The organism is Pseudomonas sp. IB20, from assembly GCF_009707325.1.
Lineage (GTDB): Bacteria > Pseudomonadota > Gammaproteobacteria > Pseudomonadales > Pseudomonadaceae > Aquipseudomonas.
In genome coordinates this window covers 4,405,383-4,423,666 of record NZ_CP046103.1, presented here as the reverse complement: position 1 = coordinate 4,423,666, position 18,284 = coordinate 4,405,383, and the positions used below count along the sequence as shown (strand labels likewise).

Here is an 18,284-nt window from a genome sequence, read left to right as displayed (position 1 = left end):
AGCAGAAACAAAATCTCCAGGCCGACCCAAAACAAACGTGGGAGCTGGCTTGCCTGCGATAGCAACACCTCGATTCAACTGAATGACCGAGGTGTCTGCATCGCAGGCAAGCCAGCTCCCACATTTGCATGGTGCCGCTCAGGTGTTACTCAGCATCCAGATGCATCGGCGTCACCACCCGACCATCCTTCTGCGCCTGCCCCAGGTTGGCATCAATGAAGTACACCCGGTCATCTTCCAACTGGCCTTTGTCCACCAGGTAGTCCTTGATAGCACTGGCACGGTCTTGCCCCAGTTGGCGCAGCAAGACGTCACTGGCGCCCCAGAACTTGATCAACCCATCACGCAGCTTCGCAGTGCGATCATCGCTGCCCAGGTCTTTCCATTCGGCCGGTGGTTGTTGTTTCAGGCGTGTACGGTAGATGCCTTCAAGCAGCGGCGCCTTTTCCTTCTCCGGTACGACAAGCAACGAAGCCTGGGCCGGGACTTTATCGCCACGGCGCTGGAGTATCTTGTAGTAGTTATATTGGTATTCACGTTCCAGACGCTCTGCGGCGAGGAACGGCCCGTCACTGCTGGCAGCGGCCGTGCCTTCGATTTCCAGGCGCAGGGTAGGGCGCTCTTTCAGCGCCTTGGCCAGGGTGTTCAGCGCGCCTTCGGCGTCTTTGTTCAATTCGCTGGAGCCTGCGGCGAACGACACATTGCCCAGGTCTTCAGAGCCCCCGCCAGTCACCAGCCCGCCGATAAACTTGAACGGCGCCGTCGCCGCGCGCACCACTAGGTTACGCAGGGTCTGCCACACAATCGGCATCACGCTGAATTGCGGGTTGTTCAGGTCGCCCGTCACCGGCAGCTCGATGGAGATCTTGCCGTCAGAGTCCTTGAGCAGGGCGATTGCCAGGCGAATTGGCAAGTCCACGGCATCGGCGCTGTCGACTTTCTCTCCCAGTTGCAGCTGTTCAACCACCACTTTGTTTTCAGCCTTCAACTGGCCCTTGGTGATCACATAGTGCAGGTCGAGATTAAGGCGGCCCTTGCGGATGCGGAACCCGGCGAACTTGCCGGAGTACGGCGTCAATGTGGTCAGCTCGACGCGCTTGAAGCTGGTGGCGATATCCAGCGCCGCCATCGGATCAAACGGGTTCACGCTGCCCTTGATGGTCACTGGCGCATAGCGATCCACCTTGCCCTTGATATCGACGGTGGCCGGTTTGGCCTGGCGACTGTCAATAGTGCCGATCTGCCCGTTGAGCTGCTGGATGGCCGTGGCGAAGTTGGGTGTGAGGCTGAAGTCGGCGAAGTTGGCCGAGCCGTCATTGATCGCGATCTGGCCGATATGAATGCCCAACGGCTTGTCTTTACTCGCCGCGGGCTTGGCCGCTGATTTGGCGCCACTGTCGGCGGGCTGCGGGATCAGCAAGTCGTCGATGTTGGTGGTGCGGTCATCGTTGATCATGAAACGCGCGTACGGCTGCAGCAGGTTGACCTTGTCGATCGACAGGCTGTCGCCGTGCTGATAGTTCACACCTTCCAGCACCAGGCGCTGCCATTTGAGGAAGTCGCGGGTCTTGAGGGTGTCCAGAGTGTGTAACTGATCGACCTGAGCGCGGCCGGTGATCTGGAGCGCCAATGGCTCAGTGCTTTTAAGGTTCACATCCAAGTTACTGCCGAGCATGCCGCTGCGCAGTTCCAGGCGAATGAACGGGCTGATATAGGACTGGGCGACCCGCAGGTCGATGTCCTGGGTATTCACTTTGAGTTTGGCGCTGATCGGGTTGAGGTTGACCTGGCCGGTTGCCTGGATCTTGCCTTGCTTGCCCAGGCCGGTATCGACTTTCAAGGTAAAGGGGCTTTGGTTCAGGCTGTCGAAGTTCTGCACGTCGACATTCAACGGGCCCAGCTCCAGCGCTACCGCAGGTTTGACCTGGCGGTCCGCCAGGTGCACCTGATAGTTACGCAGTTGCACATCCTTGAGCAGCACTTGCCAAGGTTTGCTGGGTGCTGTTGGCTGCGCCTTTGGCGAGTCGGCTGTCGCCGGTGCGGTGGCAGGTTCCGGCGCCTTGGCCGGTTTGCTCGGTTGGCTGGCGAACAGTTTCTGCCAGTCCAACTGCCCATCGGCTTCGCGGGCGGCCCAGGTTTCCAGCTTGTTGCTGCGAATCTTGCCGACCACTACCTGCTGCTTGGCCAGGTCCACCGTGGTTTCGCTGACGTCCAGGCGTTCCAGGCGCACCAATGGGCGGCCATCCGGTGCCTTGATTGCAAACGGCGCGATGCTGGCGGCGGTGTTGGTCAGGTTCAGTTCGGTTTCTTTGGCCAGGCTGAATTTGTAGTCGGTGCTGAAATTCAGCACGCCATCTTCCAGCACCAATGGCAACGCGTCTCGCACGTATGGCCACCAGGCTTTCATCTTGCCATCGGTGACTTTCAGCGTGCCCTCGGAGGTGATCGGTATCAGGCTGAAATTGCCTTTCCAGTCGATCTGCCCACCTTGAGGGCCGGCGGCCACCAAGGTCATGTTGGCATTGTCTTCCGGCAGCGTGCTGAGGTTTTTCAGCTCAAAGTCGAGTTTGTCGTAAAGGAATTCGATCGGTTCGCTGGGGCGCAAATCTTGAAAGTGCACATAGCCGCCGGCCAGCTTGATGCTGTCGATGCGCAGCGGGAACGGCTTGGCGTTAGGGTCAGTCGGCGTGGGCTCGCTCGGCGGCAGCTTGAACAACTGCGCAAGGTTCAGTTGGCCGGACTTGTCGAACAGCAGCTCGGTCTTGGGCTGGTCCAGCTGCACATCGGCCAGGTGCAGCGCACGGGTCCAGAGACTATCGATCTGCAGGTTGGCGTAGAGACGCTCGAAACCCACCTGCTCCTTGCCCGGTTCGCCGATCTTCAAGCCCCATGCCGTAACTTCCAGGCTGAACGGGTTGAGCTCGATTCGCTCGATGCGTGCCGGCACCGTGGCGTAATTGGCCAACTGTTGGTTGGCAATGCGAAGGGCGATGCCCGGCAGAATCAGAAAGCCCAGCAAGCTGTACAGAGCCAGGGCGGTCAACAAGGCGCCAGCGGCGCGGATCAATCCTTTGGGCATGAGTGACGCCATCTATGTAGAACAAGAGTGCCTTGGAGTATGGCACGGGATTTCGGTTCCGAAGTACCGGGCTGCTTGGGAAAAGTACTACAACTGAAGGATCAGGGTTTTCAGAGGCGGCTGCTGATCCTGAGACGGGAAGTCGGCTCCCGGCGCCATGATTTGCCAGTCGCGTACCGGGCGCCCGGCTTTTTCGGCGCAACGCAGCACCTGTTCGCGCCAATCATCCATGCTGACTTTCGCCAAGTTGTTGCAGCAAATCAGCACGCCATTGTCGGCGGTAGCGAGCAGTGCAGGCTTGAGCAGGCTCTGGTAGTCGCGCAGCAGGTCGACGGTGCCGAACGCGCTCTTGGCCCAGGCCGGTGGGTCGAGCAGCACCAGGTCATATTGGCGTTGCTCAAGGCGCGGATAGCTCGGCAGCTTGTGGCCGCGGCGCTGAGTGATCGGCAAGCCCGCCAGTTGGCGAATCGCCGGAAAGTAGTCGGATTGCACGAAACCCATGGTCGGCAATTGCGGGTTGAGCACACCGTTTTCGCGGCCCACCGCCAGGTTGCCCTCGGCGAAGTCCAGGTTGCACACCTCGCGGGCGCCACCGGCTGCCGCGCTCAGGCCCACGCCACAGGTGTAGGCAAATAGGTTGAGCACACGTTTGCCGGCGCTGTGTTCCTTGACCCAGCCACGGGTGTTGCGCAGGTCGAGAAACAGCAGCGGGTCCTGCCCTGCATGGCGCCCGCGCACGCGGTAATTGAGGCCCCATTCGTGGCCGACCAAGTCTTCCAGTGCCGCCGGTTGGGCGCGGTACACCGTGTCTTCACGGTCGATCCGCGAATTGCCACGCGAGCGGTCGTTGTACACCAGCAGCAATTCCAGGCCCATGAACTGGTTGATCAGTTCATGCAGGTTCAACAGCTCGGCTGTTTCCAGGGACTGGTGAAAACTCTGCACCAGCAGTTGCGGGCCATAACGGTCAATGGTCAAGCCGCCGGCGCCTTCCTGGCTGCCGTGGAACAGCCGGTAGCAGTCGGTGCCCTGGGCATGCAGCGTGTTGATCAGGTCTTGGCGTTGATCGAGGGCGGCGCGCAGCGCCTGATTCAAGGGAGTCATGGAGCGCGCCTTGCTTGCGAGTCAATATGGGCGCGGAGTTTAACAGCTATGAGCCGCCGCCTACATCAGCCCCATTCGCCGATGGGCGCGCTGCACCGAACCATTGCGCATCGCCCAGCGCAGCAACGGTGCACTGCGCTTGACCCCGGCGCGGATCAGCTGGCGCTGCAACGGGCTCTGGTGCTGTTCGAGCAGGCTGCTTGCCCAGTCTGGCAGCAGGTCGATCCCGGCCTGCATCATCAAGCTGCCAAAGGGTTTGGCCAAGGTGCTGGGTGCGGGTGCATTGAGCAGCAGGCGCAGCACTTCGCGGCTGCGCTCGTCGCACAGCAGTTGCGGACGAATGCGTGCCAGGTAATCCGAAACTTCCTGCCGTGAACGCGGAACATGCCGAGCGCCCAAGCGCTCGGCGACCAAGGCGATTTCACTGTAGTAACGGTCCTGATCCCGGCCCGAAAGACCCGGGTTGCAATAGCGCAGGTGCGACGCCAGAAAGTTGCTGACCTCCGCCACGTGCACCCACGTCAGCAGTTCCGGATCGCTGGCCGCGTAAGGCCGCCCGTCCGGGGCATGCCCGGTCACTTGCAGGTGGATGGTGCGCACTTTTTCGATCAGCCATTCGGCGTCTTTGCGCGAACCGAAGGTGGTGCCGGAAATAAACTGCGAGGTGCGCCGCAAGCGCCCGAGCATGTCCTGGCGAAAATTGGAGTGGTCCCACACGCCGGCCAGGGCCAGCGGGTGCAAGGCTTGCAGCATCAAGGCGCTGATGCCGCCAATGAGCATGCTGCTGAAGTCGCCATGCACTTGCCAACTGACCGAGTCCGGCCCGAACAGGCCGGGATCGCCCTTGGGGTTTTCCAGGTCCAGCTGGCCCAGTGACAAGCCGGTAAGGCTCATCAACTGGGTTTCGATACGGCTGCGGATAAATTCCATGGCGACTTCAGAGGTTCCTAGCGGTTCAGGCGTTTGTCGATCAGCCCGTCTACCACGCTGGGGTCGGCCAGGGTCGAGGTATCACCGAGGCTGTCCAGTTCGTTGCAGGCGATCTTGCGCAAAATCCGCCGCATGATCTTGCCTGAGCGGGTTTTCGGCAGGGCGGGTGCCCATTGGATCAGTTCCGGCTTGGCAAAGCTGCCGATTTCCTTGCTGACCAGCGCCAGCAGGTGTTTTTTCAGCTCATCGCTGGGCTCGACGCCATTCATTGGCGTGACGAAGGCATAAATCCCCTGGCCTTTGACGTCGTGGGGATAGCCGACCACGGCAGCCTCGGCCACCTGATCATGCAGCACCAGAGCGCTTTCGACCTCGGCGGTGCCGATACGGTGGCCCGAGACGTTGATCACATCATCGATGCGCCCGGTGATCCAGTAGTCGCCGTCTTCATCGCGCCGTGCGCCGTCGCCGGTGAAGTAGTAGCCGGGGTAGGGTTTGAAATACGTGTCGATCATGCGCTGCGGGTCGCCGTAGATGCTGCGAATCTGGCCCGGCCAGTTGGCTTTGATCACCAGCACGCCACTGCCGGCACCGCTGATTTCCTTGCCTTGCTCATCCAGCAGCACGGGCTGTACGCCAAACATCGGCTGGGTCGCGCAGCCTGGTTTGATACGCTGGGCGCTGACCAGTGGGCTGAGCATGATGCCGCCGGTTTCGGTCTGCCACCAGGTATCGACAATCGGGCAGCGTTGTTCGCCCACGGCGTTGAAGTACCAGTCCCAGGCTTCCGGGTTGATCGGCTCGCCGACGCTACCCAGCAAACGCAGGCTGGCGCGGGACGTGTTCTGCAGCGGCCCGTGGCCCTCACGCATCAAGGCGCGCAGCGCGGTGGGCGCGGTGTAGAAGATATTCACCTGATGTTTATCGATCACTTGCCAGAAGCGCGAGCTGTCCGGGTAGCTCGGTACGCCTTCGAACATCAGCGAGGTAGCGCCATTGGCCAGCGGGCCATACACGATGTAGCTGTGGCCGGTGACCCAGCCCACATCGGCGGTGCACCAGAACACTTCGCCGTCACGGTAATCGAGCACGTACTTGAAGGTCATCGCCGCCTGCAGCAGGTAGCCACCGGTGGTGTGCAGCACACCTTTGGGTTTGCCGGTGCTGCCGGACGTGTAGAGGATAAACAGCGGGTCTTCGGCGTCCATCGGCTCGGGCGGGCAGTCGTCGCTGGCGGCGTCCAGGGCTTGCTGGTAGTTGAGGTCGCGGTCTTTGACCCAGATAAGGTCGGCCCCCGTGCGTTGCACCACCAGCACCGTGCTGACGTTCGGGCAACTGGCCAGGGCCTTGTCGACATTCTTTTTCAACGCCACCGGCTTGCCGCCGCGCACGCCTTCATCGGCAGTGATCACGGTGCGACAGTCGGCGTCGAGAATGCGGTCGCGCAGGGCGTCCGGTGAGAACCCACCAAACACCACCGAGTGCACCGCGCCAATTCGCGTACAGGCCAGCATCGCGTAGGCCGCTTCCGGGATCATCGGCATGTAGATGCACACTCGGTCGCCTTTCTTTACGCCACGGCTTTTCAGCACATTGGCCAGGCGGCTGACGTTTTGGTGCAGTTGGCGGTAGGAGATTTTGGAAGATTTTGCAGGATCATCGCCTTCCCAGATGAAGGCCGGCTGATCGGCGCGTTGCGCCAGGTGACGGTCAATGCAGTTGTAACTGACGTTGAGTTGGCCGCCGGCAAACCATTGGGCGGCGCCAGTCTTGATGTCTGACTGTTGGACGGTGTGCCAGGGTGTTATCCAGTCGAGAAAGCCCTTGGCCTGTTCGGCCCAGAAGGTGTCAGGTTGCTCAATGGATTGGCGATAGAGGCGCTGGTACTCGGCTTGACTGAGCTGCGCGGCAAGGCGGACGGCATCGGCGGCGGGAAACGTGCTGATATCGAACATGAGCGGTCCTTATTCTTGTTTTCGGGACAAGGCATAAAGATGCACGCTGTGGGGAGAGGGTTCAAGGCCAACGTCCAAACGGACGTTGGCCTTGGTGTACCGGCTTCAGCCGCGGTGACGACCGCGGAAGTAGTTGATCAGGCCTTGTGTCGACGCATCGTCAGCCAGGGTTTCTTCGGCGCCGGTCAGGCGGTTGTAAACGCCCTTGCCCAGCTCCTTGCCCAGCTCAACGCCCCATTGGTCAAAGGCGTTGATGCCCCAGATCATGCTTTGCACGAACACCTTGTGCTCATACATGGCCACCAGTGCGCCGAGGCGACGTGGGCTGATGCGCTCCACCACAAGGGTGTTGCTCGGGCGGTTGCCCGGGATCACCTTGTGTGGTGCCAGTTTCTGCACTTCGGCTTCCGCCAGGCCTTTCTCGCGCAGTTCGGCTTCGGCTTCGCTGCGGGTCTTGCCGAGCATCAGTGCCTGGCTTTGGGACAGGCAGTTGGCGTACAGCCACTGGTGGTGGTCGGACACCGGGTTAAAGCTGACGATCGGCACGATGAAGTCGGCTGGGATCAGTTGGGTCCCTTGGTGCAGCAACTGGTGGTAGGCGTGCTGACCGTTGCAGCCGACGCCGCCCCAGATGACCGGGCCGGTGTCGGTGGACACTGGCGTGCCGTCCTGGCGCACGCTTTTGCCGTTGGATTCCATGTCCAGCTGTTGCAAGTGCTTGGTGATGTTACGCAGGTAATGGTCGTACGGCAGGATCGCATGGCTCTGCGCACCCCAGAAGTTGCCGTACCACACGCCCAGCAAGCCCAGCAGCACGGGCATGTTCTGTTCAAACGGGGCGTTCTGGAAATGCTGGTCCATGGTGTAGGCACCGGACAGCAGTTCCTTGAAATTGGACATGCCGATGGCCAGGGCGATTGGCAAGCCGATGGCTGACCACAGCGAGTAACGGCCGCCGACCCAGTCCCACATCGGGAAGATGTTTTCTTCGCGGATACCGAAGGCCACAGCTGCCGCGTTGTTACTCGATACGGCGATGAAGTGGCGGTACAGCTCGGCTTCCGAGCCACCTTGGGCCAAGTACCAGGCGCGGGCGGCCTGGGCGTTTTTCAGGGTTTCCAGGGTGTTGAAGGATTTCGACGAGACGATAAACAGCGTGGTCTCGGCGCGCAACTTCATGGTCAGCTCGTGGAATTCGCTGCCGTCGATGTTCGCCAAGTAGTGGCAGCGCACGCCTTTATGGGCGTAGGACAACAGTGCCTCAGAGACCAGCTCCGGGCCGAGGAACGAGCCACCGATGCCGATGTTCACCACGTCAGTGATCGGCTTCTCGGTGTAGCCACGCCACAGGCCATCGTGGATACGGCCCACGAGGTCGGTGATCTGGTTCAGCACTTTGTGCACGTCCGGCATGATGTTCACGCCGTTGACCGATAGCTTGTCACCCACGGGGCGGCGCAAGGCGGTGTGCAGAGCCGGGCGGCCTTCGGAGGAGTTGACCGGTTCGCCGGCGTAGAGCGCGTCGATCGCAGCTTTAAGGTCGACTTCCTTGGCCAGCCCTACCAGCAGGTCGCGTGTTTCGGTCGTGATCAGGTTTTTCGAGTAATCGAGGAAAAGCCCGCAACTGCTCAAGGTGAACTCGGAAAAGCGCTGGGGATCGGCATTGAACGCGTCGCGCATGCTGAAATCCTGCATGGCTTGGCGATGTTTATTGAGCGCTTGCCAAGCGGGCAGAGCGGTAACGTCATGAGGAGTGCGGTAATACGCCATCGCTGCGGGTTTCCTTTTTATTACGGGGACTTGCCTTTAGGACACTTCTAAATCCGGAACGTCCAGTCTTTCATCAGGCGTTGGGTGCCGGTCAGCGCCAACAATGGCGCAGGGCGATTACATTAAACCTAGCGTGTCGATATGTCTTGGCTTTGTCTGCGCTGTGGCCGGTACTTTTTTATACCGGCACAGCGGGGAGGGCAACAGGTGCGGTGTTTTTTCAATGAGAAAAGGCGGGGGTGGTCAGGCCAGGTTCAGGTGCAAGTTATCGATCAGGCGAGTCGCCCCCAGATACGCTGCAACCAGGATCACCACATCGCGATCCTCACCCGTGGCCGGGCGCAAATGCACGCCTTGGCGCACTTCGAGGTAATCCATGCGCAAGCCGGCGGCTTCAATGTGCTGGATTTGCTCGGCACGCAGCTTGGCGAAATCGTGGTCACCGGCTTTGATCGCCGTGGCAATCTGGCTGAGGCTGCGGTACAGCACCGGGGCGATGGCACGCTGCTCGTCGGTGAGGTAGCCGTTGCGCGATGACAGCGCGAGGCCGTCAGCGGCACGTACGGTCGGCTCGCCGATGATCTGGATCGGCATGTTCAGGTCATGCACCATGGCGCGGATCACCGCCAGTTGCTGGTAATCCTTCTGGCCAAACACGGCCATGTCCGGCTGGACCATATTGAACAGCTTGCTCACCACTGTGGCCACGCCTTCGAAGTGCCCGGGGCGGCTGGCGCCGCATAGGCCTTCGGACAGTTGCGGAACACTGACGCGGGTCTGGCCGGTCATGCCGCCGGGGTACATTTCTTCGACGGTCGGCGCGAACAGCAGGTTGCAACCGGCTTGCAGCAGCTTTTCCTGATCCGCCGCCAGCGTGCGAGGGTACTTGTCCAAATCTTCGCCTGCGCCGAATTGCAGCGGGTTGACGAAGATGCTCGCCACCACAAAATCCGACTGCTGCGCGGCCTTGGTCACCAACGTGGCGTGACCGCTGTGCAGGTTGCCCATCGTGGGCACAAAGCCGATGCGTTTGCCGGCGCTGCGCGCGTGGGCGACGGCGGCGCGCAGTTCTCGTACGGTTTTAACGGTGTTCATGCAGAGAATCCGTGTTCAGCGCTTGGGAAAGTAACGGCTTTGACTTCGTTGACGTAAGCGCTCAACGCGGCCTGGATACTCTCTTGGCCGGCCATGAAGTTCTTCACGAATTTCGGCGCACGGCCGGTCAGCGACAGGCCGAGCATGTCGTGCAACACCAGAACCTGGCCATCGGTATCGGCACCTGCGCCAATGCCGATCACCGGCACTTTGACGGCCTGCGTGATCTCAGCAGCCAGTTCGCTCGGCACGCACTCCAGCACGATCATCGCAGCCCCGGCTTGTTCCAGGGCGATGGCATCCGCTCGCATCTGGCGCGCCTGGGCTTCATTACGGCCTTGTACTTTGTAGCCGCCGAGGATGTTCACCGACTGCGGTGTCAGGCCCATGTGCGCACACACCGGCACACCGCGCTCAGCCAGCAAACGGATCGGCTCGGCGAGCCACACGGCACCTTCGACTTTGATCATGTGCGCACCGGCTTGCATCAGTTTGCCGGCGTTTTGAAAGGTCTGTTCGAGGGTGGCGTAACCCATGAACGGCAGGTCAGCGATGATGAAGGCGCCGTCGTTACCGCGCTTGACGCTGGCCGTGTGGTAGGCGAGTTCATCAGTGGTGACGGGCAGGGTGCTGTCATTCCCTTGCAAAACCATGCCGAGGGAGTCACCCACCAGCAGCACCTCGACGCCGGCCTGGCAACAGGCCTGGGCGAAGGTGGCGTCATAGCAGGTCAGCATGGCGATTTTTTCACCTTTGAGCTTGAGGCTCTGCAAGGTGGTCAGGGTAATGTCTGGCATGAAAAGGGTCCTCGTTCAGGCGCTTGGAAACAGCGAGTAACGCGCGTGAGTCTTCGTTTATACAGGCGCACTGTCTTGAGAGCAGTGCTTATAAGGCCTGGATTGCGCCCTTCAGCGCCGGGTTGGCGGCAGCGGGACGCCTATAGTCGTGATGAGGGCTCGGTAAGTCAATTGGATGTGTTACCGCATTGTTACGAGTGCGGTGTTACCGCTGTTACGGGTGGGCGCTGGCTTGCCTGCGATGCAGGCGACTCGGTTCGGCGTAGGGCGCGGCTGCCTGCGATGCAGGCGACTCGGTTCGGCAGTCATGCTATCGCAGGCACGCCAGCTCCCACCGGGACCGGATCAGACTTTAGGGAGGCGTTCCAGCCCGACAAACGGGCAGGCCGTCAGCAGCGCTTTGAGCGTACGGCCGTCGGGCAACTGCAGGTCGGCCGGCGCCAGCTCAGCCAGCGGGTACAACACAAACGCGCGCAAGTGCATCTGATAGTGAGGCACCGTCAGGCGTGGCTCGTCGATCAAGCGATCGCCAAACAGCAGGATATCCAGGTCCAAAGTACGCGGGCCCCAACGCTCGAGGCGCTCGCGGCCCTGGTCGTTCTCGATGGCTTGCAGCGCATCGAGCAGTGCCAGTGGCGCGAGGTTGCTGTCCAGGGCCGCGACCGCATTGGTGTAGCGCGGTTGGCCCGGGAGCAGCGAATCACTTTGATAGAAGGCGGACACGCCTGCGAGGGTGGTGCCGGGCAGCAATGCCAGCGCCTGGGCGGCGCTGCGCAATTGCTGGTCCGGGGCAGCCAGGTTGCTGCCCATGCCGATGTAGATACGTTCCACGTTTATTCGCCTGCGGCGCCCGAGGCATCGGCAGACGTGCGTTTGCGCTTGCTGGAACTGCGACGACGCTTCTTCGGCCCATCGCCAGCGCCATCGCCTTTGCTGCCGAGGTCACGAATCATGTCGCGGCGTTGGCTGTCATTGGCGTCCTGGTAATCGGTCCACCATTCGCCCAGGCCGTCGGTCTGCTCGCCGGCGCTTTCGCGCAGCAGCAGGAAGTCGTAGCCGGCACGGAAGCGCGGGTTGTCCAGTAGCAGGTCGGCGCGTTTGCCGCTGCGGCGTGGCAGGCGCTCCTGCATGTCCCAGATCTCGCGGATCGGCATGGTGAAGCGTTTCGGGATAGCGATGCGCTGGCACTGCTCGGCGATCAGCTCGTGTGCGGCTTCCTGCATGGCCGGAATCGCAGGCATGCCACGGTCCTGCAGGCGCATTACGCGTTTTGGAAGCGCTGGCCACAACAAGGCGGCAAACAGGAACGCCGGGGTCACCGGTTTGTTCTGTTTGATGCGCAAGTCTGTGTTGATCAAGGCTTCGCTGATCAGCGTGTGCGTGTAGGTCGGGTTGTATTCCAATGCCTCGGCGCTGGCCGGGAACAATGGGTCGAACAACTGCAGGTCCACCAGCATTTCGAAGGTGTCGGCGGCATACCCCGAGAGGAACAGCTTGAGCACTTCTTCAAACAGGCGCGCTGAAGGAATTTCCCGCAGCATCGGCGCCAGCTCACGAATCGGCGCGGCAGTGTGTTTCTCGATACCGAAGTTCAGCTTGGCGGCGAAACGCACCGCTCGCAGCATGCGCACCGGGTCTTCCTGGTAGCGCTGCGTCGGGTCGCCGATCAAGCGGATCAGGTTGTTGCGAATGTCGTGTACGCCATTGGCGTAATCGAGGATGCGCTCGCTGACCGGGTCGTAATACAAGGCATTGATGGTGAAGTCGCGGCGTTGCGCGTCTTCTTCCAAGGTGCCGTAAACGTTGTCGCGCAGGATGCGCCCGCTCTCGTTGCGGGAAGACTGGTTGGTGTCTTCCTCTTCATCGTTTTGCGGGTGGCCGGCGCGGAAGGTCGCGACCTCGATGATTTCGCGTCCAAAGTGGATGTGCACCAATTTGAAGCGGCGACCGATGATTCGCGCATTGCGAAATTCGGCACGCACTTGTTCGGGCGTGGCGCTGGTGGCGACGTCGAAATCCTTGGGCGTGATATTAAGCAACATGTCGCGCACGCAACCACCCACCAGGTAAGCCTGGTAGCCGGCGTTCTGCAAACGTTCGACGATGTTCACTGCATAACGGCTGAATTGAGCGCGCTGCAATGAATGCTGATTGCTGTTAAGCACTTCAGGCGTGCTGCGAATGTGTTGCGTACGACGCAAGGGGGAACGGAATGACTGGAACAACTTCTTCAGCATGGGATGCACTGTTTGAAGGAATGTTCGGCCATAACGAAGAATGACCGCATGATGGGCCGGGATTCTAGCATTTAGTCGGGGGATGGTGTAGGAACAAGCTGCAAGGCTTGAGCCAGAAGCTTAAAAGAAGGATTGGCAGGTACCAAATTGCGGAAACTACAAGGGGAGCCGAAGCTCCCCCAGAAGTAGTTGCGTGCTCTATTTTTATTATTGATTGCGGGCTTCTTGTTTTTGTTGATCGCCCTCGCCGTGAAGTTTTACCTTCATGACACTCCCAATCGGGAGTCAAGAGCAAACGGATTGCTTTGGTCGCTGTGTTGCTGATCTACGATCCAACCAGTTCAGGCTCTGCCTTAGGGCAGTTTTTGTTGTTCTCGGCCTGGTTGCGGGGCAAGCCCCAAATGCAACGCCTCTCCAAAAGAATCAGTTAGCTGCGCCTCCGCCGTGTTGTTTTTATTATGCGTGAGTCGATTCGTCTTATTTTTATTGTCTGGTACTGAGCTTGTTATTGTTTTTGTACTAAGCATATAGCAGGGTGCGTGCCAACTTTTGTGCCGCCCAGCAAAATCGGGGGGTTGAGGTGGTTTCGGGTTTTTTGAGGGCCAAAAAAAGCCGGGGCTTCGTTACCGTAAGCCCCGGCTTTTGTTACGCGAAAAAGCAGCGGTAACAGTTTTTTCACATCTGAGAGTGTTACCTGTGGGGGCACACCCTCAACTTTCGCTGGCCACCCCGGTCTTGCGCCGTGGAATACCCAGGCGCTGGCGCCGTTCCCACAGGCACTTGCGGCTCACGCCCAGCTTGCGAGCCAGTTCGGTCTCGGTCATGTGGTCCTGATGCTCAAGGACGAAGTGCTGGAAGTAATCTTCCAATGACAAATCTTCCGTCGGCTCATGGCTGGTATTGCTACTGCCCTGTTGTGGGGCCAGGCCGATGAAGTCGTCGTCTTCCAGGTCACTGAGCTCGATATCGATGCCCAGCAGCTCGGCGGAAATTTCCGGGCTCTCCGACAGGATCACCGCTCGCTCGACCGCATTCTCCAGTTCCCGCACGTTACCCGGCCAAGAGTAATGCCGAATCGCCTGCTCAGCGTCCGGTGCGAACTTGAGATCGGTGCGGTTGATGCGCGCGCTCTGGCGCAGCAGAAAGGCACTGGCGATCTCGTTGACGTCGGCGCCGCGCTCACGCAGGGCCGGCAACTTGAGGGCGATCACGTGCAGGCGGTAATACAAGTCTTCACGGAACTGGCCGATCTTGGCCAGGCTCTTGAGGTCACGGTGGGTCGCTGCGATCAGGCGAACATCGACCTTCTGTGATTGCACCGAGCCTACGCGGCGAATCTCGCCTTCCTGCAACACGCGCAGCAAGCGCGCCTGGGCTTCCAGGGGTAGCTCGCCGATTTCGTCGAGAAATAACGTGCCGCCGTCCGCCGCTTCCACCAGGCCCGCACGCCCGGCGCTGGCGCCGGTAAACGCGCCTTTTTCGTGGCCGAACAGTTCGGACTCGATCAGGGATTCGGGGATCGCTGCGCAGTTCACCGAAATCATCGGTGCCTTGGCGCGCTTGGACAGGTTGTGCAGGGCGCGGGCCACCAGTTCTTTACCGGTGCCCGACTCGCCCTGGATCAATACATTGGAGTCGGTGGGCGCCACTTTGCGGATCTTGCTGTAAAGATCCTGCATGGGCGGGCAGGAGCCGATGATGCCGATCTCGCCATTGCTGTTGTCGACGCCTGGCTTGTCCGCACCATTGGCAGCCTTGCCGGCGGGGCGCTGTTCGGCGGGCGCGCTGCTGGCCGACTGACGGTCGCGCAGAATGCGGGCCACGGCCTGGAGCATTTCGTCGTGGTCGAAAGGCTTGGCGATGTAGTCCACCGCGCCCATCTTCATCGAGTCCACTGCCGAGCGCAGGCTGGCGTAGCTGGTCATGATCAGCACCGGGGTGCCCTGGCCAAGCTTGATCAGCTCGGTACCGGGCGCGCCCGGCAGGCGCAGGTCGCTGACAATCAGGTCGAACGTGGGAATGCTGAATCGCTCTTGGGCTTCCTGCACCGAGCCGGCTTCGCTGACCTGGTACTGATTACGTTCAAGCAGGCGACGCAAGGCAGAGCGGATAATTGTTTCGTCTTCGACGATCAAAATGTGCGGCATTGATTCAATTCTCTCGACGGTCTCAGTTCACAGCGGACGTCGCTTCGACATGACGCGGCAAGGTCACCCGAATACGGGTGCCGCGTTGGCTTTCGGTGTCAGCCGGGCTGTCGATGGTGATTTGTCCATAATGCTCTTCAACGATGGAATAGACCAGTGCAAGGCCCAGACCGGTACCTTCACCGGGGTCCTTGGTGGTGAAGAAAGGTTCGAACAATCGGTCCATGATGTTCTGTGGAATACCGCTGCCTTCGTCTTCCACGATCAGATCGACCGTGTGCTCGAAAGCCTCGCTCTTGACGCGTACCGCGCTGTGCGGCGGGGAGGCGTCGCGGGCGTTGGACAGCAGGTTGATCAGCACCTGCGCCAAGCGTTGGGAATCGCCGTCGACCCAGTGGTCCGGGTCGCACAGATTGAAGAACTGTACTTCGAAATTGCGCCGGTTCAAGGCCAGTAGCCCAATGGCATCCTGCGCCACTTCGGCCAGACACACCGCTTCGTCCTGATTCTGATGGGCGCCGGAATGGGCGAAGCTCATCAGCGATTGCACGATGCGCGAAACGCGCTTGGTCTGTTCGAGGATCTGCCCGCTGATTTCGGTGATTTCGCCGTCTTCTTCGCGCTCCTCGCGCAGGTTCTGCGCCAGGCACGCGATACCGGTGATCGGGTTGCCAATTTCGTGGGCCACGCCCGCCGCCAGACGGCCAATGCTGGCCAGTCGCTCGGAGTGCACCAGCTTGTCTTCGAGCATTTGCGTGTCGGTCAAGTCTTCAACCAGCAGCACCAGGCCGCTGTTACCGGGCGCCAGCGGCTCGTCGATGGCGGCTTTGTGCAGGTTGAGCCAGCGGGTCTGGCCGTCGAGCGCCAGGTGCTGCTTGTGCAAATGCTCGTCGGGCAGGTTGATAAAGCCTTGCAGCAGTTCTTTCCATGGGTCGCCCAGGGTGTTCAGGCGTGAGCCCACCACCCGCTGCGCCGCGATGCCGGTCAGTTCTTCCATGGCCTTGTTCCACATCAGGATCTCTTGATCCTTGGCCAGGGAACACACGCCCATCGGCAATTCTTGCAGGGTTTGGCGGTGGTAACGGCGCAGCGCATCGAGTTCGGCGGCAAGGCCGGTGAGGCGTGAGTGGTAGTCCTCCAGCCGGCTCTCGATGAAATGGATATCTTCGGTCACATAGTTTTCGCCGCCGGCCTTATAGGGCAGGAAGGTTTCGACCATGTCCTGGGACACGCTCGGCCCCATCAACCCGGACAGGTTGGCCTCGATGCGGTCGCGCAAGCGGCGCAGGGCGTACGGGCGGCGCTCGTCGAACGGCAGGTACAGATCGCGCAGCGCCTGCTCGACTTCCTTCTGCGCAGCCTTGGCGCCCAACGGCTTGGCCAGTTGCGTGGCGAATTCCTGGGGCGAGGCAGCATGCAGTTCGCGGCGTTGCGGGCGGCGCACGTTGTCCACTGCGCAGGCTTCGGCGGCGCTGGTTTCTTCGGGGCTGGCGTTGGTGAACAACGAGATCAGGGTGAACATCAGCACGTTGGCCGCCAGCGAGGCGATGGCCGCCATGTGCCAGCTGGTGTCATCGAGCACGTAAATCATGTTCAGCAACGGAATGTAGAAGCCCTGCAAGTTACCGACCAGCGGTAGCAGCATGGTGACGATCCACACCAGAATCCCCGCCAGCAGCCCGGCGATAAACCCACGGCGATTGGCCGTCGGCCAGTACAGCACCGACAACACGCCCGGCAGGAACTGCAAGGTGGCGACGAACGCGACGATGCCGAGGTTGGCCAAGTCTTGCCCGGCGCCCAGCAGCAGGTAGAAACCATAGCCGGCCATGATGATTGCGACGATCAGCGCGCGGCGCGTCCATTTCAGCCAGCGGTAAATGTTGCCTTCGGCCGGCGGCTGATACAGCGGCAGCACCAAGTGATTGAGCGCCATGCCCGACAGTGCCAGCGTGGTGACGATGATTAAGCCACTGGCCGCTGACAAACCGCCGACGTAAGCCAGCAACGCCAGGGATTTGCTATTGGCGGCAATGCCGACGCCGAGGGTGAAGTATTCCGGGTTGGTGGTCGCCCCCAGCTTGAGGCCGGCCCATAGAATCAACGGCACCGCCAGGCTCATCAGCAACAGGAACAGCGGCAGGCCCCAGCTGGCGCTGACCAGGGAGCGCGGGTTGAGGTTTTCGGTGAACGTCATGTGGTACATGTGCGGCATCACAATCGCCGAGGCGAAGAACACCAGCAACAGCGTGCGCCATGGGCCTTCCTGCAACGGTGTGTGCAGGGCGGCGAGGGCGGTCTGGTTTTGCAGCAGCCACAGTTCCAGCTGTTGCGGGCCGTCGAACACACCATAGAGTGCATACAGGCCGACACCGCCGATGGCGATCAGCTTGATCACCGACTCAAAGGCAATCGCGAACACCAGGCCTTCGTGTTTTTCACGGGTGGCGATATGGCGTGAACCGAAGAAAATCGTGAACAGCGTGATCAGCGCGCAGAAGGCCAGGGCGACGCGATGCTGCACCGGCTCGCGGGTGAGGATGCTGATGGAATCCGCCACGGCCTGGATTTGCAGGGCCAGCAGCGGCAACACGCCGAGCAGCATGAAAATCGTGGTCAGCGCGCCGGCCCAGGTGCTACGAAAGCGGAAGGCAAACAGGTCCGCCAGGGACGACAGCTGGTAGGTGCGGGTGATTTTCAGGATCGGGTACAGCAACACCGGCGCCAGCAGGAACGCGCCGGACACCCCAAGGTAACTGGAAAGAAAGCCGTAGCCGTACTGATAGGCCAGGCCCACGGTGCCATAAAACGCCCAGGCGCTGGCGTAGACGCCCAAGGACAAGGTGTAGGTCAACGGATGGCGAATGATCGCCCGCGGAATCATTCCGCGCTCACTGATCCAGGCCACGGCGAACAGCGCAGCCAGGTAGGCGGCGCTGATCAGCAGCATCTGGGTGAGGCTAAAGCTCATCGGCATCTTTTTGGCTCTGCAGGATAAAGGTCACGACGATCAGGATCAGCCACAGCAGATAAGGGCGATACCAGGCGCCTGTGGCGTCGATCCACCAATCCATGATGGCGGGGGAAAACAGGTAGATCCCGACGACCAGCAGCAGGACCAATCGATAGATGTACATGTTGGCCTCTGATTAAAAAACTGCGGCGATGGT

The 18,284-nt window shown here is 60.7% G+C and carries 12 protein-coding genes; all 12 read right to left on the bottom strand.

Features of this window, described 5'->3' with window-relative positions:
- Nucleotides 1–145: 145 nt before the first annotated feature.
- Nucleotides 146–3,079 (bottom strand): DUF748 domain-containing protein, encoded by a 2,934-nt coding sequence (locus GJU48_RS20605; RefSeq protein WP_094950188.1) that lies wholly within the window; start codon nt 3,077–3,079, stop codon nt 146–148.
- Between the two features lie 87 nt (nt 3,080–3,166).
- Nucleotides 3,167–4,183 carry a class I SAM-dependent rRNA methyltransferase gene (locus GJU48_RS20600; RefSeq protein ID WP_094950187.1) on the bottom strand — a complete coding sequence of 339 codons (1,017 nt, stop codon included), beginning with the start codon at nt 4,181–4,183 and terminating at the stop codon, nt 3,167–3,169.
- A 60-nt stretch (nt 4,184–4,243) separates the two neighbouring features.
- Nucleotides 4,244–5,113 carry an oxygenase MpaB family protein gene (locus GJU48_RS20595; protein ID WP_094950186.1) on the bottom strand — a complete coding sequence of 290 codons (870 nt, stop codon included), beginning with the start codon at nt 5,111–5,113 and terminating at the stop codon, nt 4,244–4,246.
- Between the two features lie 17 nt (nt 5,114–5,130).
- Nucleotides 5,131–7,068, bottom strand: a complete 1,938-nt coding sequence (gene acs / locus GJU48_RS20590) for an acetate--CoA ligase (protein WP_094950185.1) — start codon at nt 7,066–7,068, stop codon at nt 5,131–5,133.
- A 105-nt stretch (nt 7,069–7,173) separates the two neighbouring features.
- The gene (pgi, locus tag GJU48_RS20585) at nt 7,174–8,838 is read right to left on the bottom strand and encodes a glucose-6-phosphate isomerase (RefSeq protein WP_094950184.1); all 1,665 of its coding nucleotides are present in this window, start codon (nt 8,836–8,838) and stop codon (nt 7,174–7,176) included.
- Between the two features lie 243 nt (nt 8,839–9,081).
- Nucleotides 9,082–9,933, bottom strand: a complete 852-nt coding sequence (gene panC, locus GJU48_RS20580; RefSeq protein ID WP_094950183.1) for a pantoate--beta-alanine ligase — start codon at nt 9,931–9,933, stop codon at nt 9,082–9,084.
- Nucleotides 9,930–10,730, bottom strand: coding sequence for a 3-methyl-2-oxobutanoate hydroxymethyltransferase (gene panB, locus GJU48_RS20575; protein ID WP_094950182.1), 801 nt, complete (start codon nt 10,728–10,730; stop codon nt 9,930–9,932). Before panB ends, panC begins: the two co-directional genes overlap by 4 nt.
- Before the next feature lie 345 nt (nt 10,731–11,075).
- Nucleotides 11,076–11,561 (bottom strand): 2-amino-4-hydroxy-6-hydroxymethyldihydropteridine diphosphokinase, encoded by a 486-nt coding sequence (folK, locus tag GJU48_RS20570; RefSeq protein WP_094950181.1) that lies wholly within the window; start codon nt 11,559–11,561, stop codon nt 11,076–11,078.
- A gap of 2 nt (nt 11,562–11,563) precedes the next feature.
- A complete protein-coding gene (locus tag GJU48_RS20565; RefSeq protein WP_094950180.1) occupies nt 11,564–12,967 on the bottom strand; it encodes a polynucleotide adenylyltransferase PcnB in 1,404 nt (467 codons plus the stop codon).
- 710 nt (nt 12,968–13,677) lie between these two features.
- Nucleotides 13,678–15,114 (bottom strand): sigma-54-dependent transcriptional regulator, encoded by a 1,437-nt coding sequence (locus GJU48_RS20560; protein WP_094950179.1) that lies wholly within the window; start codon nt 15,112–15,114, stop codon nt 13,678–13,680.
- Between the two features lie 22 nt (nt 15,115–15,136).
- Complete coding sequence (locus GJU48_RS20555; RefSeq protein ID WP_176462918.1) at nt 15,137–18,091, bottom strand: sensor histidine kinase; 2,955 nt, start codon at nt 18,089–18,091, stop codon at nt 15,137–15,139.
- The gene (locus GJU48_RS20550; protein WP_003176118.1) at nt 18,075–18,251 is read right to left on the bottom strand and encodes a hypothetical protein; all 177 of its coding nucleotides are present in this window, start codon (nt 18,249–18,251) and stop codon (nt 18,075–18,077) included. The genes GJU48_RS20555 and GJU48_RS20550 overlap by 17 nt, the downstream gene beginning before the upstream one ends.
- Nucleotides 18,252–18,284: the final 33 nt, after the last annotated feature.